Genomic DNA, 18,601 nt, shown 5'->3' with positions numbered 1-18,601 from the left:
TTGTACGTCGGCCGCCGCGGTCCTGACAGCATCGACCACGTTCGCTGCGACCTCCGACGGATCAAACGCTGCCACTAATGAAAGCCAACGGAGGCTCTCATGAAGATGAATGCGCGTCGCGCGCTGATTGGCAAGGTTGCGCTTGTGGGCCTTGCGGTTTGCGCGGCACAAGTTGCCAGCGCGGCAAATGTCACCATCGCGACCTTCAACGGTCCGGCCATGCTGGAACTCAAGAAGCTTTCCGCGAGCTTCGAGAAGGCGAACCCGGACATCAAGCTGAATTGGGTAATCCTTGAGGAAAACGCGCTTCGTCAGCGCGCGACGACCGATATCACCACCAACAGCGGCCAGTTCGACGTGGTTGCAATTGGTACGTACGAAGCGCCGCAGTGGGGCAAGCGCGGCTGGCTGGCGCCGATGACCAATCTGCCGGCCGATTACGATCTTGACGACGTGGTAAAGACCGCGCGCGACGGCCTTTCCTACGATGGCCAACTCTACGCGCTGCCGTTCTATGTCGAGAGTTCGATGACCTTTTATCGGAAGGATCTGTTTCAGGTCGCTGGGCTCAAGATGCCGGATCAGCCGACTTACGACCAGATCAAGCAATTCGCCGACACGCTCACCGATAAGTCCAAGGGCCAGTATGGCATCTGTTTGCGCGGGAAGGCAGGTTGGGGTGAAAACATGGCCTACGTGTCGACCGTGGTGAACACCTACGGTGGACGCTGGTTTGATGAGAATTGGAAAGCGCAGCTTGATACGCCGGAGTGGCACAAGGCGATCAGCTTCTATGCCGACCTCTTGAGGAACGATGGGCCGCCTGGAGCGAGCTCGAACGGCTTCAACGAGAACCTGACGCTGATGTCGTCCGGGAAGTGCGCGATGTGGATCGATTCGACGGCCGCCGCGGGCACGCTCTACAATAAGTCGCAGTCAAAAGTGGCGGACAAGATAGGCTTCGCTGCGGCGCCGGTTGCGGTGACGCCGAAGGGATCGCGTTGGCTGTGGTCCTGGTCGCTCGCGATCCCCAGGACCTCGAAGTCGCAGGATGCCGCAAAGAAATTTGTTACCTGGGCAACGTCGAAACAGTACATCGAGATGGTTGGAAAGGACGAGGGCTGGGCATCCGTTCCTCCGGGCAGGAAGTCGACTTTTGCACGTCCCGAATACAAGCAGGTCGCTCCGTTCGGAGAATTTGTATTGAAAGCGATCGAATCGGCTGACCCGAACGACCCGTCGCTGAAGAAGGTGCCGTACAGCGGGATTCAATTTGTAGGCATCCCCGAGTTCCCGTCTTTCGGGACCGTGGTGGGGCAAGCTATTGCGGGCGTCGTTGCTGGGCAAACCAGTGTGGACGCAGCGCTGAAGGCGGGCAACGCTGCCGGCGATCGCGCTGTGAAGCAGGCGGGTTATCAGAAGTAAGCCCCAGAAATTGTCCTTGGCAGTAAACGGGCAGCGCCGCCTCCGGTCAAGGGGTGCTGCCCAACGCATCGAGAGTCGTCACGATGAGTCAACTGCATCCCCAAATCACCGATCCTCATTTGGAGGAGCTGCCGCCTCGAGTATGACAAGCGGTGCGCGACGTCGGTGCGCTGGCCGATCTCGCCATCGACTGGACTGCTCTTCCTGTGGATGGACATTCCACTCGCGATGACGATCTTGTCCTCGCTCTCGCGCTACAACCTGCTCAACCCTGATGTCAAAGGATTCGCGGGTCTCAGTCCTCTGCCATTCGTTGGCCCGCGCAGATGCGCTAACACCAAGCACCGGCCAAAGTTCGACGAGTTGAGTAACGATGTCCGCAATGACTGGAATCCGTCTGAAAGACCGTAATGCCTCTGGGAACGGCCGTGGCTGGCGCGCCTGCCCGAACGGCATTGATGGGCCGTGAGTACGCGTTCGGCTTCGGTGCATAGGAGACCGCGCCAAAGCGGGGGCTGGAATCGGGTCTGCGAAGATGACTGAACGAAGCCTTTATAGTGCCTTCGATGGACTCCGACTCTTCCGAAGCATCTTCCGTTCTCCAGTTGCGAATCAGTCTGCGGGGCGTCAGCCCGCCGGTCTGGCGGCGACTCCTGATTCCCGAGCAGATCACGATTGCGCAGTTACATCAGGTGATGCAGCTCGCCATGAGCTGGAACGACGAACACCTGCACCGGTTCGTCATCCGCGGATGGCGTTACGGTGGACATCGTGACGGTGCGTTCCAATTCTTCGACGGCCCAGACAGCCTGTCCCTCGCAGCATTTGGCCTGCACGAACATGAGCGCTTTGCCTATCTGTATGACATCACCTGCTGGTGGTTGTATGACGTGCGCGTCGAGCGGCGAACGTGCAACCAGCGGGCAAGACCACTACCACGCTGCGTCGCGGGCTCCGGGCGTTGCCCGCCAGAAGACGCCGGAGGTCCCGAGAGATACATGAACGCTCTCGAAGTTCATGGCGAGCAGGAATTTCTCGAGTGGATTGAGACTTTGCGCGAAGGCCAGATTGACGTGAACGATCTGCGCTTCGAGGCCGACGAATGGCTCATCTGGCTGGATCGGCGTTTCGACGGTCGGGCGGCGAATGAACGCCTGCAGACGCTGGTGCGATAAGCTGATCGCCCAGGCAATGTGCCGAGCGGAGGAGGCCGCCATGCAGATCAGCGTGCAGATCGTGGTTCGGACGGAAGTCGACGAGCAGCCGAGTATCACGGAGATTGCCCACTTCGAACGGGAAGGCTTCGATGCCGGCTCACTCGGCTTGCACCTTGAAGAGGCAAAGGCGCTACTGGGCCGGCTGCAGCGTTCGATGATAGAAGCCGCGTTGATGTCCTACGGGCTGACCGTCCGGGTACTGCAGGAGGTGTTACCGCTTGAGCATGTGCTCGCGGCCACCACGATCCGGAGACGCGTCGCCGCGCTCGGCCGCCGCCTTGAGAGTTCGAAGGCAACGGTCGCCGTCGAGCAACGACGATACGTCGATCTGCCTGCTGGCCGATGCGCCATTCCGCAGCACAGTTCAGTACGCGCCGTGGGCATCGACGGCGGCTGTATCCGCCTGGCCGGACACAGCAGCCGGCAGGACGGCTGGTTCGAAGTCATCGTCGGGAAATCACTGCGCGACGACGGTCGCGGACACAGCTTCGCTTACGTTCACACACTCGAGCACGAGCCTGCCGATCGGATGCTGGCGTTTCTTGCGCAGGAAGGCGTCGGCGCCGACCAGCCGGTAACTTTCCTGTCGGACGGCAGCGACACCGTGCGCCGCGCCCAGCTCGACTTTGGCTGTGGCGAGAGAGTACTCGACTGGTTTCACGTCGCCATGCGGGTACAGAATCTCGAACAGATGATGAAGGGGTTGCCGGACCGCGACGAACGGCCATGTGTCGACACACTGATCGATGCGCTGCGCATTGCAAAGTGGCACCTCTGGCACGGCTGCCCTTATCCGGCGCTGCAGCGGCTTGAACGCCTGGGCTGGGAACTCGCCAAGGATGACAGTCCCGAGGAGGCCAGACTGCTGGCCAGACTTGAGGAGTTCATCGGCTATCTCGAGAACAACCAGCGCTTTATCGTGAACTACGGGGACCGCTACCGTCATGGCGAGCCGATCACCTCGAGCTTCGTCGAGTCGGCGGTCAACCAGGTGGTAAGCAAGCGCTTTGTGAAGCGTCAGCAGATGGCGTGGCGACCGGCTCATGCACAAGACCTCCTGCAGGTAAGGACGTCCGTCCTGAATGAGCAGTTGCGATCATGCTTCGAGCGATGGTATCCGACGCTCGCAGGCAACGGAGGAGACCGCGCCAAAGCGGGGGCTTTATGCCGCGATATGATGAGTGCAATCGTCACGGGGCAAGTAATTCAGGTCGTGAAGTGGTAAGAGCAGCGCCGCGTTCGCTCAACGAACTGCCGTTGCTGCAAAGGCGTCCTACTTCAGTCTTGGTGTTTCGACGCGTAACCACACCGCTTTTCGTACTTTACCGTATGCCATGACAGGTATCGAGGAGACAACGATGAACCTCGCCGGCAAGACGATATTCATGTCAGGTGGTAAGTCGCGGTATCGGGCTTGCCATCGCACTCCGGGCGGCGCGCGACGGCGCGAAACATTGTGATTGCAGCGAAGACGGCCAACCCGGACCCGCGGCTCGAGGGAACTGTGCACACGGCAGCGGCGGCCGTGGAAGCTGCTGGCGGAAAGGCGCTTGCGCTGGTCGTCGACATTCGCGATGAGGAGCGCGTAAATGGCCCGCTCCGCAGGGGTCCCAGCCGAGGCGGTAGCACAGGCGTACAAGCGGAGCCTGTTGGAGAACGGTGCGGTTGCGAGGGCCGTTGAGGTCTTCGGCGGCGTCGACATACTCGTGAACAACGCCAGCGCCATCCGGCTCACGGGAACGCTGGATATGCCCGTCAAGCGGTACGACCTGATGCACGGGGTGAACGGGAGAGGCACGTTTGTCTGTGCTCAGGCCTGCCTGCCTCACCTCCTCAATTCGCCGAATCCACATATCCTGACGCTGTCGCCTCCGCTGGTCACAGACGCGAAGTGGTTTAAGGATTTCCCGGCATACACCATTGCCAAATACACCATGAGCCTGTTCACACTGGCGCTGGCCAGTGAGTTTAAGGATCGAGGCGTCGCCGTGAATTCGCTGTGGCCGCGAACAGCTATTGCGACTGCTGCCGTGCGAAACGAGATTGGCGGCGCCGATTTGATTGCTGCGTGTCGCACGCCGGAGATAGTCGCCGACGCGGCGCACTATATCCTGACGCGCCCATCCAGGGACTGCTCGGGAAATTTTTTCTCGATGACGAAGTGCTATTGGCGGCTGGTGTCCGGGACTTCTCGCAATACGACGTCAAGGCTGGCGCTGCATTGCAGGCCGACTTCTTTGTTGAGGCCTTGCCGGGCATGCTACGGGCGGACACCATGGTCAAGACCAAGCCGAGTACATGATGTGTGCAATTCACACACATGATGTCCGCAGCATTCGTTGAGATGCAGGACCGCTCATCAGGCGCTGCCACAGTCCAGCGTCACCAATATCGATTGTCAGGTGCCTCGTGCCACATGCTCCAGACGCGAGGCCCATTCCGCAGCTCAGAAGTACCCAATACGTCAAATCCGTACTCTGAGTAAAACGACGGGTTGCGGGGCTCTCCAGTCTCCATCTAGGCGCCTGTACCCTCTTTGTTGCACACGCGGAGTCCAGTCTTGAACTGGGCCCTCCCAAGGCCCGTGCGTTGCTCGGATGGCTCAACTCCCAGAACACCGAGATACCAGAGCCCGGTATTTCGTACCTGGTGCGCTCGCGGGAATCGACCGATGAAACGGCGGGACGCGTTTTGGTCTCACGCCGGCCCGACAGTCTCGCTGCAGCGCTCGAGCGGGAGCCATACGATGAAGCACGCACCCTCTCCCGGCGTGCTTTCCACTGAAATCTTGCCCCGATGCTTTTCGACAATACCGTAGGAAACCGACAGGCCCAAGCCCGTGCCTTGCCCGACCGGTTTCGTCGTAAAGAAAGGGGCAAATATCTTTGCCAGCACATCAGCCGACATGCCTGTTCCCGTGTCCGCGATCACAACGGCTACGCCGTCGCCATCGCGCCGCGTCCGGATTGCGATCGTGCCCCGCTCCGGAATCGCCTGCGTGGCATTAACGAGCAGGTTCATCAGCACCTGGTTTATCTGTGAGGGCATGCACTCGACCAATGGCAGATCGCCGTAGTCCTTGACGATATCTGCCTTGTACTTCATCTCGTTGCGGACTACGTTCAAGGTCGCTTCGAGGCCCGCATGAAGGTCGACCAGGCCCCATTCTTCGCTGCCCGCCCGTGAGAAGTCCCGCAGATCCTGTACGATACGCCGCACGCGCGTCGTGCCTTCGATTGATTCGTCTATCAGGGCGCCAATATCTTCGCGAAGGTAATCAATATCAGCATCCCGCCGGGCCTTGTCCACCCGGGCCCTCGTCCCTGGATCCAGTGAGGCCAGGGTCGATTCCATTAACGCAACAAACTCCAGCAAGCTGTTCATCCACGTCTTCAACGTGCCGAGGTTCGAGTTGACAAAACCGATTGGATTGTTGATCTCGTGCGCAACGCCGGCCGCGAGCTGTCCTATCGAGGCAAGCTTCTCCGATTGCAGCAGTTTCATGTGTGCGTCGGCCAGTTCATCGATCAGATGTCGCTGCGCCTCCTTTTCTCTTTCGAGCTCAATCAGTCCGCGCCGACGCTCCTCGATCTCTTGCTTCATCTGGTGTTGTGTTCTTTCGAGCGCATGCGTGATCTTCTTGTTGTCGCGCAACGCATCCTCCAGTTCGCGGGTCCGATGTCGAACCTGATCTTCGAGCGTAACCGCCATCTGGAACAGACTGAAGTCGGACCCGCAGACCACTGTGCTGCGTTCTGCACGGTCCATAAACGATTGAACGACCTTGTTCAGACGCGTGATTTCCGCCCTCAACACGATGCATTCGTCGGGAACGGCGACGGTCGTCGAGCCTTCAGGCATCTTGACCGCCTCCCCGGCCGCCGAACGCAATACCGGTCAGTGTCTGGTTCACATGCACTCCGCCGTATTGTTCGCCATAAGTACTAAAGCCCACCGACCGGTTGGCCTGGAACAACTGTCCTGCGATGTCGCGCGTGCCTTTCTGAAGCAATTCCAGGAGACGCAGAATGCAGTCCCATGCCAGCACCAGTTGAGGTTCGCCAAGTTCAGTTTGCAGTTCAGCGAACATGGCGCGCAGGTTTTCGGTGAGATCGAGTCCGCGCGCGACGCGCAAAACGAGACCTTCTTCGATCGGACAATAGAAAGTGAGACTACCATCATGGTTTAGCTTCTGGATTGAGCGGACATAGTCAGTGCCGTCGATCAGCACGACGACAGGTGCCGCTGCGAAATGGCCGGGGTTCAGGTCCTCCACTCGCGCGCCGATGAGACGGGCGTACTCCGCCGCAGCGGGCAGCCCGTTGATTTCGCTGACGGTGCGCCGCTCTGCATCGGCGCCCGTGACAACGAGCCGTTCATCGCCGGAACGGAAATGCTGCGTCTTGAAGGTTTTGAATGGCAGCGATGTCGAACCGAGCACCAGTACCGCGCAATCGTGATAAAACTGCCCGTTATGGAATACATGGGTGCGCTCGAAGTGGAGGTTGTCGCCCGCCGATCCTCCCACGAGCGGAATGTCGCCCAGTGCACTTTGAAGCGTCCGGGTGACGGGCTCCTCCCTTACTGACAGACCATCGATCGGAAGTAGTGCGAAGGTGTTGGTCGTGCCCGGTCCGGAGCCCTTCTTTCAAGGTCATGCAATGCATCCATCGCACAGGCCTGACCAGCCGCAATCGTGAATTCACGCAGGTTCTCCAGCCGCCCGGTGACCGTCGTAAACGAAGCACGCGGCAAGGCAACGGCGACGAGACTATGATCGCGATAGCCATCAGGGCCGATCTCCCCCGCCGTCGTGCACCCGATAACTTCGGTACCCTCAAAGCAGTGGCGCATCTGGTCGGCGAGTGACCCCAGGTCGAAATGGCTCGAGCAGAAGACTGTCGCACGCCTTGAGCGTTGCATGGATCTCCCGAACGGCCTCACGTGCGTCGTGGTTCGTCGACTGCGCCACCGTGGCGCCGGGTGCAGAAAGGTTCATGACACACGTCCTTTAATCAGTGCCGTGACAACCCTGCTAGCCGGAAAATGCGGCAGGATTTGACATGCAGCGCAGGCAATCGCATTGCGCGAGGATCCCAGGTCGGCGTATCGCAGTTCGATCATTGGCGGACCGTCTCTGGCGGCGCAGACTTCATCGCGACCGCCCTGGTCGCGTGAATCAGGATGGTAAAAGGCGCTTCCTCCTGCGCCTCGAAGCGCTGCACCTGCTCGACCTGGTGCGCGGACAGCACGCTATCTTTTGTCATCAGCAGCACGCCTTTGCCGGTGCGCAGATCATCCGCGAGACGCATCCCCTCCATCAGTTGCGAACTATTGATTTCGACAACGGATTTTCCGAGACCGAGCGTCGCAGGGTTCTTCATCAACGACACGAATCGCTCGATGACCCGCGGATCGTAACGCATGCCAGCTTGCGATTTGAGTAACGCGATGGCCTGCTGGTCTGATATCGGCTGCTTCACGATTCCGCCGCGACGCAAGCCTTCGAAATCCCGCGCCACACACAGGATCCGGGAGCCTAACGGGATCTCGGACCCGACGAGACGGTCAGGCGTACCTCGTCCGTTAAACCGCTCATACTGGTGGCGAATGATGTGTGCGACCTGCTGGAACTGTGCGACCGGCGTCAGAACCATCTGTGCGCGCAGCGGGTGCTCATGGTAAAGCCGACTCTCTTCTGCCGACAGACGGTCCAGCGATTTGTGCAGCAGTTCGTCCGGCAAAGACAGCCTACCGATGCCATGCAGCAGGCCGGCGAAAAAGACCTCCTGTGCCCGCAGGCCACTCTTGTCCAGCGCAAGAGCCATATGCCGCGCGACTTCACCGATGCGCAGTGACTCGCCGCCCAGTACGCCGCAACGCAACTCGATCATGCTGGCGCAAACCTTCATCATCGTGACATAGCTGGTTTTTAGGTCCTGCTGGGCATCTTCGAGGAACATCACTGTCTGACGGATCTCCTCGGTCCGTGAGAGCACCTGATCTTCGAGCCTGGCGTTGAAAGTCCTGAGCTCATCGTTCTGCCTCTTCGTAAGCGCAGTAAGCCGCACGGTTTCCTTCCGTAGCCGGCTTTGCTCGAGCGCCTGCGCAATCGTGAGCATAAGATCCTGCTCATCCCATGGCTTGTTCAGATAGCGATAGACACCGCCTTCATTGATCGCGCGAACGACCGAATCGATTTCCGAGTAGCCCGTCAGCAGAATACGGACCGTATCGGGATATCGGGCCTGCGCCTGCGCCAGGAATTCCGCGCCACTCATATGCGGCATGCGCATGTCGGAGACGATAAGGTCGACTTCGCTCGCAGCAAGCAGTTCGAGCGCTGCAGCACCGCTTTCCGCGGTTAGTATTTTATAATTCGCGTGCCTAAGCAACCGCTTGAGAGACGACAGGATGCTAGGTTCATCATCAACAAGCAGGACGACGGGTGCAACGGCACCGACGGGCTCGTCGACGATAGTAGTGCCGTCTGGTGCATGGAAGGTGGGGTGTAATTCCCTGTCCGCAAACTCAACCATGTGCCCTCCTAACCGGTTTTTGCGAAGTTCACCTGCAATATCGGCGCAACGCACTTCTTCTGTAGTAGGGTAAACAGTGAATATGGTCAAGCCATCTCCTGCCGGATCGCAGTTATCGCTCGTTTCTCGTCTGCATAGAAATACGCGCCACGCATCGAGATGTGTCATGCATCGTTGGCGAATGCTCGCGTGCTCACTGCGATAGCCACCCGGTATGTCTCGCGTATATAACCGCGCATGTCGAAGGCACGCTAACGCAGGCGACACCGTTCGTCAGCCCTCATCCTGCGACGAATATGCTGCACGGATCCAAAGTGGCACTCGCGAATCGACCGGTGAATCCAATTGCGCAACTCAGGCCCCGCCAGCGGGAGGCGGGATCCGATTCGAATCGAGAGGAGAGAGTCTGTAGGAAGTGGCGGCCGGGAGAGCGGCTTGATCTGGCTGTCGAAGCCAGGGCAGGACGGACGGGCGATAGAGAACAGTCTGTGCTTCGATGCCCGATCGGGTCGCGCCGGGCGTTCGCCGGTTGATTTGGGGCAGGCACAGCGGTCGTCCCACAGGCATATAACTTACCCGGGTTCATCCTCAGAGAAGTCGATAACACCGCCAGGCTGGCTAGCGTTTTGATCCACCAGAAGACGCAAGTCAGCAAAGGTTTTGTCGAACGCGTCATCCACCGTGCCGAACAGAACGTTTACACGCGGAACGTGAATGGATGCTCCCGCGATGGATCGACGCATTGTCTGCCGAAGAACGTACAGACCGGTATAGTCGTCACCAGCAATTTCAACGACCAGCTCGTAATCCCGATATATTTCCGTCCGAGACTCCTGCATATGTAGCCTCGCTTAAAAGCGGCTCCAATCGCCGCACGCGCTGTCAGGGATTTCGGCGGGGGCGATCACATCGCTGGCTACCCACGCGTACCCGGTGCGCATACACTGTCCGTAAAGCACCACTTCAGGAGCATGAAGGCGCAACGGCGAAGTGTAGTTCGTCCGGGAGTCTTGCAGCGCTCGCTGCGTTTGGGGACAGCTTGTGCGGGCCCACAGAAAGGCTCGCTGGTGAAAGCCCGATTGGAGACGCCCTCGTCAATTTGATCGCGGGATTCCGTTGACCACGCTCGAAGTCTGGACACTTCTCACACAGAAAGCCTACGAGCGAAATCATTGAGCTATGTCTGCATTCGGGCCAGGTCGCATGAACCACTTGCCTTGGTGCGCGATAGTCGACCATCGTGATCGCTGACGGCGATACGGGCATCCTCCGCGCATGGCGTCGGCTTCCCGTTTCGACAAGACATCTTGTGGAGACGGCGTCATCTGTGGGCAGCACACCACCGGCATTCAATTGAGATGATCCAGGTTCTTGAGCACCTGCGCGCGACGATGTTCGGGTCGATAAAGTCTTATTACATTGATCGCAGCGAAGACCAGCACTAACGTGCCGACCACAAGTCCTACCGATGACGTTTCACCCATCATGCCTCCACGTCATGATGCAATTTTGAAATTGCAGGTCGGCCATTTTTGCTAACATCCATCGCCGCTTCCTTGCGCCGCGGTATGGCCGAAACTGCCCTCGGAGCGAGGGCGAAAGCTCAACGCCGGGCGCTGCCCCAAGCCTACCAGTCGCGATGGTAATCCAGTCGTCTGAGCAGTTTTCGGTGCATCTTCTCCCGGTGATAGTGAACGGCGACGAACCCTGTTGCCGCCACCAGCACGAACGTACCTACGACGATCGCCACCGCTTCACTCATCGGAACCTCCATTGCTGATCTCTCGGGTTCACTGCAGGTGCTGCCCGCCGTTGATCGCAATGTTGGCGCCGGTTACGAAGCCCGCTTCGCGCGAGCACAGGTACAGCACGAGTGCGGCAACTTCGTCCGGCTGCCCGAGCCGGCCGACCGGAATCTGCGGAATGATCTTCGTCTCGCGGATTGCCTCGGGCACTGCCATCACCATCTTTGTCGCGATATAGCCGGGCGAGATCGTGTTGACAGTGACGCCCTTTTTCGCCACTTCGAGCGCCAGCGATTTCGTGAAACCATGCATGCCGGCCTTTGCCGCCGCATAGTTGGTCTGGCCGAACCCACCCTTGGAGCCGATGATCGACGACACGTTGATGATGCGGCCCCAGCCGCGCTCGACCATGCTGTCGCACACCGGCTTCGTCATGTTGAACACCGAATCGAGGTTGGTGCGGATTACCGCGTCCCAATTGACCTTGTCCAGTTTTTTGAAGCTGGCGTCGCGCGTGATGCCGGCGTTGTTGATCAGGATGTCGACCGGTCCGACTTCCGCTTGGATCTGCGCCATGCATTTTTCGCACGAGTCGAAGTTGGCGACGTCGACCGCGTACGCGCGGAACTGTCGTCCATCGGCTTCCATACGTGCGAGCCACTCGTTCGCACCGGTGTTGCCAGGCGAATAGGTGACTACGACCGCATAACCGGCGTCATGCAACTTGATGCTGATCGCCTCGCCCAGCCCACCCATGCCGCCCGTTACTACCGCGATCTGCTTTGTCATCGAATCGTCCTCACAAATACCAGCGGCGTGCTCGTCTGGAGCAACACTGCCTTCAGTCAAAAATTGGATGCATTGCAAATACCGGACGCTTATCCAAAGTGAATAAAAGGAATCCTACATATAAGAAATATGAAACCGATAACGCGGGCATCGCTGCCCGCGTGAGTCTTAGTGCTTCGCGCTCACGGCTACGGCAACCGATTCGTCACTGCGCCTGGCGGCCTTGGACGTTGGGGCCGTGACGGCTTCGAGATTGGTCCCGGCCATCTCCACGGCCTGTTGCCCCGTCTTCTGCAGCGATTCGCACAGAGCGGTGGTGGCGTTGATCGCGGACTTCCACGCGGCGATCGCCGCTTCGGAACCCACCGGAGCACTCTTCGCTGCTTCCTCGATGAACACCTGCACGCGTGCGTTATACCGCGCGTACTGTGTCTGTGCGAGTTGCGCGACCTCAGCCTGCGTGGTTGACACGATTTCGAAGAGTTGACGGCCGTATGACAGTGATTTCTCAGCGAAAGGCGCAGTGAAACCGGCTTGCGGTGTGAACCACTGCTGCGGGTCTGATATCCCGGGCGCCTTCGTCAGGTTTTCCTGCGACTCCGCCAGCGTGGACTTGACGACCTGCAGGTTCAGCGCAACCAGTTTTTCGACGCCTTCAAAGACCATGCTGGTCAATCCGAAGACTACGTCGAGGCTGGCCTTCTGCGATGCGGCGATTTGCTCGGGACTCGATAGAGCCATTGTTGAAGTTCCTCAGGATACATTTCGCCGCGCGAAGCCCTGATTGACCGGATGTCACGCTGCGAATGGCGATGATGAATGGACCGAAGCGCAAGGACGCCTGCCAGGCAGCATGCGTCGCGAATCCTTCGGAGGGTCGTTACAGCAAGAGGCACTACACATTAAAGTCCAACGAAAGCTGCTTCGCTTATTTTTTCTTCGGCGCGCTCACCACGTGGTGCAGCGGTGCATGCCGCAATGTCCTAGCGCCTACGAGCGACAGCCTTGAGAATGGAAGCACCTTCGCTTGTGACATGAGGACGTGGATGGCCCGACGCGAGCCTTTCCAGTGATATGAGTTGACGCTCCAGCAGCGTGTCGAGCTCGGCGCGGCCCAGTTCGATCTGATCGGGCGCGTCCTTGATCAGCATCAGGGTGGCGAATTCATGGGGACTCAGCATATCGTCTCCTCGATTTAGTCTGTCTATGCCGCAAGCATTGATTTCCCTCCGCGGCGAATGGCGGCAAATATTCCCGTCGCCTCTTTAGCGAACGTTCAGGAAATCCTTACAGATACGTCATCATAACCGCTCAATTTTCAAATGCAATATGTGGATGCCTTTTTGATTTGTCTGTTTATTTGATCTGCATAGGGAAGGCAATGCGGTGCTGTCGCCGCGTTTGTGCGGAGGCCGTGGAAGCCTTATAACGGGCGGGGCGCGGGCCGATTTAGACGAATGGCGCAGCGGCGCGCCCCTATTCATATTTGAACATGGCGTTTATAGGTCGGAATTCTCTTTCCAGACATGGCCGCTTATAACCTCAAATTGCGAAATATTTATTACATCGCATGCGAGTCGCTTATTTTCAGATTTTTGACGGAGAAAAGACTCAATAAGCATTGACTTCTCCCGCTGTCGCGAAGGACCTGGAATGTCGGCAAAACCACATCGGATCACTACACTTCACTATGTCCGGATCCGCCACTGCGACACGGGATTGCTCCAAGATGCATCGATGTGTAGTACTTTATATATTGTTTGCGTGTCGCGCCGCCATATCAAGCCAATTGAGTCTTCTGGCGTTCTCCTGAGGAAGTCAAGTATCTCTGCCTTCGGGGTCGAAAATATCGGAGGTTTCGTTATCATGGACTTCTCCGGAACCGTAACATCGGGTACAGAGCTTCCAAAGCTCTCCGTCGCATTTTGGGCACGTGATGGTGCTGGACGTCTGAGACATGTAGGAAACAGTCTCGATTTCGGTTATCTGCACCTTTCCCGTCCCGCCACATTTTTCGCACTTGATTTTTCCTTGGCCACCACATTGCAGACAGGTAGTCATGGCCCCCTCATGGTGGTTAGGTGTACATGACCATACTACTCCGAGCGCCTGAGAACACGAAGCCAGATGCTGGCCTCCACGAACTCGCGCGGTTCCGTGCCGGACGACGAGAACTTGTCGGTGTAGTGCTGGGCCAATTGTGTTTTTTTGAGAACACGTGACGCATCTACGGGGCGGTCAGCGCCACGTCGAGAATTCTGAGAGCGGAAAGGCTGCACTGCCATGATTCCTGCCGGCAGGATTGTCGTCGTCTGGACTCACGCACGAACCTATAGGCGAATCGCAACCTCGGGCTGAGCGCAAGCCCGTTTTAGCCCTCCAGCGAAAACGGTGAACCGCCAGTGTTTTCCTCGAACCATTGAAACGCATCCTCAGCGCTGATAAAGCTGACGCGCTCGCGCACGGCCTTGAGCCTGACTTGCTCCTTGATGTCGGGCGGTGGGCTGCCATACGCATTGAGTACTGCCTCGCCTGCTAATACCCGTTCCAGTCTCACATTCTTCAGTTCGAGCGTGACCGTGAAAAAACCGCGCGAGATAGGATTGTTGGTAAGGCTGTCGTCCGCGACGATGACCTGGACTGAGGTATCCGAGTCAGCAGCATCGCCCCACAGGGTCGCGGTACCGGTCAAATCTGTGCCGATAAGTTCACCAGCACGGGCATAGCCGTCCTGCACGCTGGTGACGGTTTTGTGATCCGGGTCGACGAGGAACGATACATCCACAGGGGTCTCTCCATCAGGTCAGGGCCTATGCGGACCATAATACACACACGCCGAAAGTCGGCGACAACTGCGTACACTGCTCATATGGCACCATCAGGTGCCCTCCGATGCAGCGAGCAGGGTCGGTTGCTCTTGGCAATGCATCCGGCCGGGATCTGCACTCGCCGGTTCGGCAATCATTTTTCTGAGCCAGGTGCCGGGAAGTACCCGTTCGTCCATGACAGAGATTTGCTGGCTCCTACAGCCCCCGGCGTCAGAATAGTTGTCGCCTCTGAATTTTCATCATTTGAAGAACTCAGAGGTGCAGGTTGAATGCGAAACAGACGTATTCTGTAGAATTCAGGGAGCAGGCGCTAGCCAAGGCCCTGCAGCGCGGCAACCGCTCCGTAGGAGCGGTTGCCGCCGAGCTGAACATGAACGTATTGACGTTGAGGAAGTGGATCCGGGTGTCTAACGCTGCAAACCGCAAGCCCGTGCCTGTCGATGCCAGGCGCCCACAAGACTGGTCTCTGGAAGAACGCCTGCTGGCCTTGAAGCAGACCCATGGGCTCGATGAGCGGGCACTTCATGCGTGGTGTCGCGAACGGGGTCTGTTCGCCCATCATCTGGCACAGTGGCGCGCACAGTTCTGCTCGGGTAGCGCCACTAGCGAACGCGCCAGCGCGCCAGAGCTGCGCGAGCTCAAACAGGCCAATGCGCAGTTGCAGCGCGAACTCAAACGTAAGGAGAAGGCGTTAGCGGAAGCGGCTGCGTTGCTGGTACTTTCAAAAAAGTATCAGGCGCTGTTCGGGGACGAGGACGAATGACTTCTGCCGAACAGCGCGCGACATTGACCGCATTGATCGACCAGGCCACTGCAGCCGGGGCTCGCCGGGCTCGTGCGTGCGACATGCCGGGGCTGAGCGTGCGTACCGTGCAGCGCTGGCAGGACGCCGGTCCTGACGCGGTGGATGGGCGCACCCTGCGCCGCCATGAGCCTGCCCACAAGCTGTCAGCCGATGAGCGCGCCGAGCTGCTGGCGGTGGCCAACTCTGCTGAATTTGCGCATCTGCCACCGAGCCAGATCGTGCCGCAGCTGGCCGATCAGCAACGCTACATCGCTTCGGAATCGACGTTTTACCGCGTGTTGCGCGAAGCGAACCAGCTCGCTCACCGGCGTAGCGAACGACCCGCGCGCACGCAGCAAACCGCGTGCAGTGAGTGCCGACGCGCCGAACCTGCTGTATTCCTGGGACATCACCTACCTGCCGACGACGGTTCGCGGGCAGTATTTTTATCTGTATCTGTTTCTCGATGTCTTCAGCCGCAAGATTGTCGGCTGGCAGGTCTATGCCGAGGAGAGCAGCGCGCTGGCCAGCGAAGTCCTCAGGGATCTTTGCGCACGCGAAGCGATACAGCCCGATCAGGTGATACTCCACTCAGATAACGGCGGCCCGATGAAAGGGGCGACGATGCTCGCCACCCTCCAGGCGCTGGGTGTCATGCCGTCGCTCAGCCGGCCCGGCGTCAGTAACGATAACCCGTATTCTGAATCGCTGTTCAAGACCCTGAAGTACCGGCCCGCGTATCCGCTCAAGGCGTTCGACACCCTGTTCGCCGCGCGCACCTGGGTGCGTGAACTGGTGCGCTGGTATAACCACGACCATCGCCATAGTGCGATCCGCTTTGTAACGCCAGCGCAGCGTCATGCCAGGCTCGATCAGGACATTCTGCTTCGACGCGCGGCGCTTTACGAGGCAGCACGGCAGCGTCATCCACTCCGATGGAAAGGGCCCACGCGCAACTGGCAGCGTGTGAACGTCGTGCATCTGAATCCCGATCACATCGATACCACGGGTCTCACACCACAGCAACGCCGCAGCCAGGAGAGAAAGGCCGCCTGATATTTACTCGTTGAGGCGACAACTACCTTGAAAATTTCCGCTACCTACCTCTTCGATCGCTGTGCCAACCGGTGGCGACGGCGGGAAGCCAAAGGCAACGTGATCATCCTGCGGTATGCGGATGACATCGTTGTCGGCTTCGAGCACGAAGCCGACGCGCGGCGCTTCTGGGACGCGATGCGATCGAGGCTGGAAGAGTTCTCGCTTGAGCTACATCCGGACAAGACGAGGCTGCTGGAGTTCGGCCGCTATGCAGCGGTCAACCGCCAGAGCCGGGGTCGTGGCCGACCGGAGACCTTCACCTTCCTGGGTTTCATCTTTATCTGCGGCAGATCTCGTCGCGGGGCTTTCCAGTTACAGCGGAAGACCCGAGGGGATCGCATGCGGGCGAGACTCAGGCAGATCAAGGAGGCGCTACGGAAGCGCATGCACGAACTGATTCCAGTGCAAGGGCAATGCCTCAGGCAGGTGGTTCGCGGATACTTCGCGTATCACGCGGTGCCTACCAACTCGCGGGCATTCGTCGCATTCCGACATCACGTCACCGATCTATGGCGATGCACGCTCCGTCGGCGCAGTCAGAAGGACGCCATGACGTGGGAGCGAATGAGATGAATCGCCAATGCCTGGGTTCCGCCCCCTCGAATCCTTCATCTGTGGCTTGATCGGAGCTTCGCCGTCAAATGCACAAGGTAGGAGCCCGGTGACCGAATTGGGCACGCCGGGATCTGTGCGGGGGGGTGCTCAGCAATGGGCATCCCTACCGCAATCCTCGGCCGCACAGAGCCGAATGACGACCGGCTCAGGTCGACTCCTTGCCGCCCTTCGGCATTGCACCTCCTGACGATAGCTCTCGGGTAATAATGGCCATTCACATGGGTCACATGGGACAGAAAGTGCCCCGCCAGCTAGGCCGCGACCACTTACGGTGCTCAGCTTCAATTTCGCGGCCGAAACGTATTGGAAGTGGAGATCGTGTTATCGACGCACATTCATCGCCACATAGAACAAGGCGACGGGCAACTGAAGCCACCGCGATAGCCAGCGGCACGCCAGCGGGCGAGCGACCATCAACGCACGCTCAACCCGCACTCATCCCACCTCACCTCACACGAAAAGGCGCTTGCTCACCCGCAGGCGCATTGACGACACGCTTGACGTTGATCAGGCGCCGCATCGCGCGCTGCAACGGCTTGTCAACGTAGCGATAGACGACGCAACCCACCACTGAGGCCACCACGATTGCGAGGATCACCCCCCCTGGCGAGCGCACATCGAAACCATGCACGACTTTGGGAACGAGCTTGCGCATCGCCTCGATGACGAACGGGTGGCTGAGATAGGTCGCATAGCTCGCATCGCCGAGATACAGCAATCCGCGCGTGAGCGCGCTGTCTACCACGAGGCCTTCGAGGCTCAGCGTGCTCATCAGCAGCAGAGAGGTCGGCACGCCATTTCCCACAACCGGGGAGACGTCCGGCCAGACCCGTTCGATACAGGTCATCAGCACATACATCGCGACGGCCCCGGACGCCGCCAGCGCGACCGGAATTCGTAGCCCTTTCCTCCATACGAACCATACGGCGATGCCTAACGGGAATTCGAGCAACCGGTCGTAGGCGAGGAATTCGACGAGCGCCCGGCTCGAATGCGCGAGACTCGCGATCAGGAACACCGCGGAGAGCAGCAGCGTGATCGCCGCGAATACAAACGAGACATGCCGCTGGAACCGCCACAGTGCAAGCGCCGAAGCCGCGTAGAACAGCATCTCGTAGTTCAGCGTCCAGCCGACGAACAGCATCGGGAATATGTGGCCGCTCTCTTTCCTGTATGGAACGAAAAAGAGCGACTTCAGCAGATCAGGGACGTTGGCGGTCGTCGAATTGAAGAGATCGGGCCTAAGCAGCGCGCCGAAGAACACCAGCAACGTCGCAAGCCAATAGAGCGGCACGATCCGCACGAGGCGGCTCACGACGAAGTCGCGCACGCTGGTCGTGCCGGCTTCGAGCGCGAGTGCGATCACAAAGCCACTCAGTACGAAGAATACGTCGACGCGGAATTCACCGAACACCCGACCGTCCTGTATCAGGACATGGTGTACGACGACAGTCGTCGCGGTCACTGCGCGAAGGATCCTTATTGAATTCAGCCGGCGCATCGCTCACCCATTGATGAGTAAACCATACCTGGCTGTGCCCCAGGCGTCCGGAGGCACGCG

At 59.0% G+C, this 18,601-nt stretch carries 13 protein-coding genes and 4 pseudogenes; 7 read left to right on the top strand and 10 right to left on the bottom strand.

Features of this window, described 5'->3' with window-relative positions; translation table 11 throughout:
* Window positions 1–105 precede the first annotated feature (105 nt).
* From BLT65_RS41730 to BLT65_RS41710, 5 genes and pseudogenes are all read left to right on the top strand, one after another.
* Window positions 106–1,425, top strand: coding sequence for an ABC transporter substrate-binding protein (locus tag BLT65_RS41730; protein WP_091789873.1), 1,320 nt, complete (start codon window positions 106–108; stop codon window positions 1,423–1,425).
* Window positions 1,426–1,508: 83 nt separating this feature from the next.
* Window positions 1,509–1,740, top strand: a pseudogene (locus tag BLT65_RS41725) (sugar ABC transporter permease); the annotation flags it as partial.
* 251 nt (window positions 1,741–1,991) lie between these two features.
* Window positions 1,992–2,600 carry a plasmid pRiA4b ORF-3 family protein gene (locus tag BLT65_RS41720; protein ID WP_091789823.1) on the top strand — a complete coding sequence of 203 codons (609 nt, stop codon included), beginning with the start codon at window positions 1,992–1,994 and terminating at the stop codon, window positions 2,598–2,600.
* Between the two features lie 40 nt (window positions 2,601–2,640).
* Window positions 2,641–3,777, top strand: a pseudogene (locus tag BLT65_RS41715) (ISKra4 family transposase); the annotation flags it as partial.
* A gap of 454 nt (window positions 3,778–4,231) precedes the next feature.
* Complete coding sequence (locus tag BLT65_RS41710) at window positions 4,232–4,966, top strand: SDR family oxidoreductase (protein ID WP_341865853.1); 735 nt, start codon at window positions 4,232–4,234, stop codon at window positions 4,964–4,966.
* A gap of 373 nt (window positions 4,967–5,339) precedes the next feature.
* On the opposite strand, the gene BLT65_RS41705 is transcribed toward BLT65_RS41710, so the two are convergent.
* The 9 genes and pseudogenes from BLT65_RS41705 to BLT65_RS41670 form a co-directional block, all read right to left on the bottom strand.
* Window positions 5,340–6,503 carry a histidine kinase gene (locus tag BLT65_RS41705; RefSeq protein WP_244187014.1) on the bottom strand — a complete coding sequence of 388 codons (1,164 nt, stop codon included), beginning with the start codon at window positions 6,501–6,503 and terminating at the stop codon, window positions 5,340–5,342.
* Window positions 6,496–7,641, bottom strand: a pseudogene (locus tag BLT65_RS41700) (FIST N-terminal domain-containing protein). Before BLT65_RS41700 ends, BLT65_RS41705 begins: the two are co-directional and overlap by 8 nt.
* A gap of 121 nt (window positions 7,642–7,762) precedes the next feature.
* Window positions 7,763–9,181 (bottom strand): response regulator c-di-GMP phosphodiesterase, NosR family, encoded by a 1,419-nt coding sequence (nosR, locus tag BLT65_RS41695; protein WP_091789820.1) that lies wholly within the window; start codon window positions 9,179–9,181, stop codon window positions 7,763–7,765.
* 572 nt (window positions 9,182–9,753) lie between these two features.
* Window positions 9,754–10,020: a hypothetical protein gene (locus BLT65_RS41690; RefSeq protein ID WP_091789817.1), complete on the bottom strand. Its 267-nt coding sequence runs from the start codon at window positions 10,018–10,020 to the stop codon at window positions 9,754–9,756.
* Window positions 10,021–10,808: 788 nt separating this feature from the next.
* A complete protein-coding gene (locus tag BLT65_RS48525; RefSeq protein ID WP_279634515.1) occupies window positions 10,809–10,943 on the bottom strand; it encodes a hypothetical protein in 135 nt (44 codons plus the stop codon).
* Between the two features lie 28 nt (window positions 10,944–10,971).
* Window positions 10,972–11,715 (bottom strand): acetoacetyl-CoA reductase, encoded by a 744-nt coding sequence (gene phbB, locus BLT65_RS41685; RefSeq protein WP_091789815.1) that lies wholly within the window; start codon window positions 11,713–11,715, stop codon window positions 10,972–10,974.
* Between the two features lie 168 nt (window positions 11,716–11,883).
* Complete coding sequence (locus BLT65_RS41680; protein WP_091789813.1) at window positions 11,884–12,456, bottom strand: phasin family protein; 573 nt, start codon at window positions 12,454–12,456, stop codon at window positions 11,884–11,886.
* A gap of 242 nt (window positions 12,457–12,698) precedes the next feature.
* Window positions 12,699–12,896, bottom strand: coding sequence for a hypothetical protein (locus BLT65_RS41675; protein ID WP_079495315.1), 198 nt, complete (start codon window positions 12,894–12,896; stop codon window positions 12,699–12,701).
* Window positions 12,897–14,086: 1,190 nt separating this feature from the next.
* Window positions 14,087–14,500 carry a hypothetical protein gene (locus tag BLT65_RS41670; RefSeq protein ID WP_091789810.1) on the bottom strand — a complete coding sequence of 138 codons (414 nt, stop codon included), beginning with the start codon at window positions 14,498–14,500 and terminating at the stop codon, window positions 14,087–14,089.
* 308 nt (window positions 14,501–14,808) lie between these two features.
* Between BLT65_RS41670 and BLT65_RS41665 the strand changes: the two are divergent.
* Window positions 14,809–16,383: pseudogene (locus BLT65_RS41665) on the top strand (IS3 family transposase).
* 27 nt (window positions 16,384–16,410) lie between these two features.
* Window positions 16,411–16,998 (top strand): reverse transcriptase domain-containing protein, encoded by a 588-nt coding sequence (locus BLT65_RS41660; RefSeq protein WP_244187013.1) that lies wholly within the window; start codon window positions 16,411–16,413, stop codon window positions 16,996–16,998.
* 487 nt (window positions 16,999–17,485) lie between these two features.
* On the opposite strand, the gene BLT65_RS41655 is transcribed toward BLT65_RS41660, so the two are convergent.
* On the bottom strand, window positions 17,486–18,541 hold the full coding sequence (locus BLT65_RS41655; RefSeq protein ID WP_091789807.1) for an acyltransferase family protein: 1,056 nt from the start codon (window positions 18,539–18,541) through the stop codon (window positions 17,486–17,488).
* Between the last annotated feature and the right edge of the window lie 60 nt (window positions 18,542–18,601).

This window comes from Paraburkholderia steynii (genome assembly GCF_900100565.1).
GTDB classification, from domain to species: Bacteria; Pseudomonadota; Gammaproteobacteria; order Burkholderiales; family Burkholderiaceae; genus Paraburkholderia; species Paraburkholderia terrae.
The sequence above is the reverse complement of the archived record's forward strand: the minus strand, read 5'-3'. Positions and strand labels throughout refer to the sequence as shown.

What these genes read in the sequence shown, in the direction of transcription:
- BLT65_RS41730 (WP_091789873.1), top strand. Translation starts at nt 106, where the DNA reads ATGAATGCGCGTCGCGCGCTGATTGGCAAGGTTGCGCTTGTGGGCCTT.
- BLT65_RS41720 (WP_091789823.1), top strand. Translation starts at nt 1,992, where the DNA reads ATGGACTCCGACTCTTCCGAAGCATCTTCCGTTCTCCAGTTGCGAATC.
- BLT65_RS41710 (WP_341865853.1), top strand. Translation starts at nt 4,232, where the DNA reads ATGGCCCGCTCCGCAGGGGTCCCAGCCGAGGCGGTAGCACAGGCGTAC.
- BLT65_RS41705 (WP_244187014.1), bottom strand. Translation starts at nt 6,503, where the DNA reads ATGCCTGAAGGCTCGACGACCGTCGCCGTTCCCGACGAATGCATCGTG.
- nosR (WP_091789820.1), bottom strand. Translation starts at nt 9,181, where the DNA reads ATGGTTGAGTTTGCGGACAGGGAATTACACCCCACCTTCCATGCACCA.
- BLT65_RS41690 (WP_091789817.1), bottom strand. Translation starts at nt 10,020, where the DNA reads ATGCAGGAGTCTCGGACGGAAATATATCGGGATTACGAGCTGGTCGTT.
- BLT65_RS48525 (WP_279634515.1), bottom strand. Translation starts at nt 10,943, where the DNA reads ATGAGTGAAGCGGTGGCGATCGTCGTAGGTACGTTCGTGCTGGTGGCG.
- phbB (WP_091789815.1), bottom strand. Translation starts at nt 11,715, where the DNA reads ATGACAAAGCAGATCGCGGTAGTAACGGGCGGCATGGGTGGGCTGGGC.
- BLT65_RS41680 (WP_091789813.1), bottom strand. Translation starts at nt 12,456, where the DNA reads ATGGCTCTATCGAGTCCCGAGCAAATCGCCGCATCGCAGAAGGCCAGC.
- BLT65_RS41675 (WP_079495315.1), bottom strand. Translation starts at nt 12,896, where the DNA reads ATGCTGAGTCCCCATGAATTCGCCACCCTGATGCTGATCAAGGACGCG.
- BLT65_RS41655 (WP_091789807.1), bottom strand. Translation starts at nt 18,541, where the DNA reads ATGCGCCGGCTGAATTCAATAAGGATCCTTCGCGCAGTGACCGCGACG.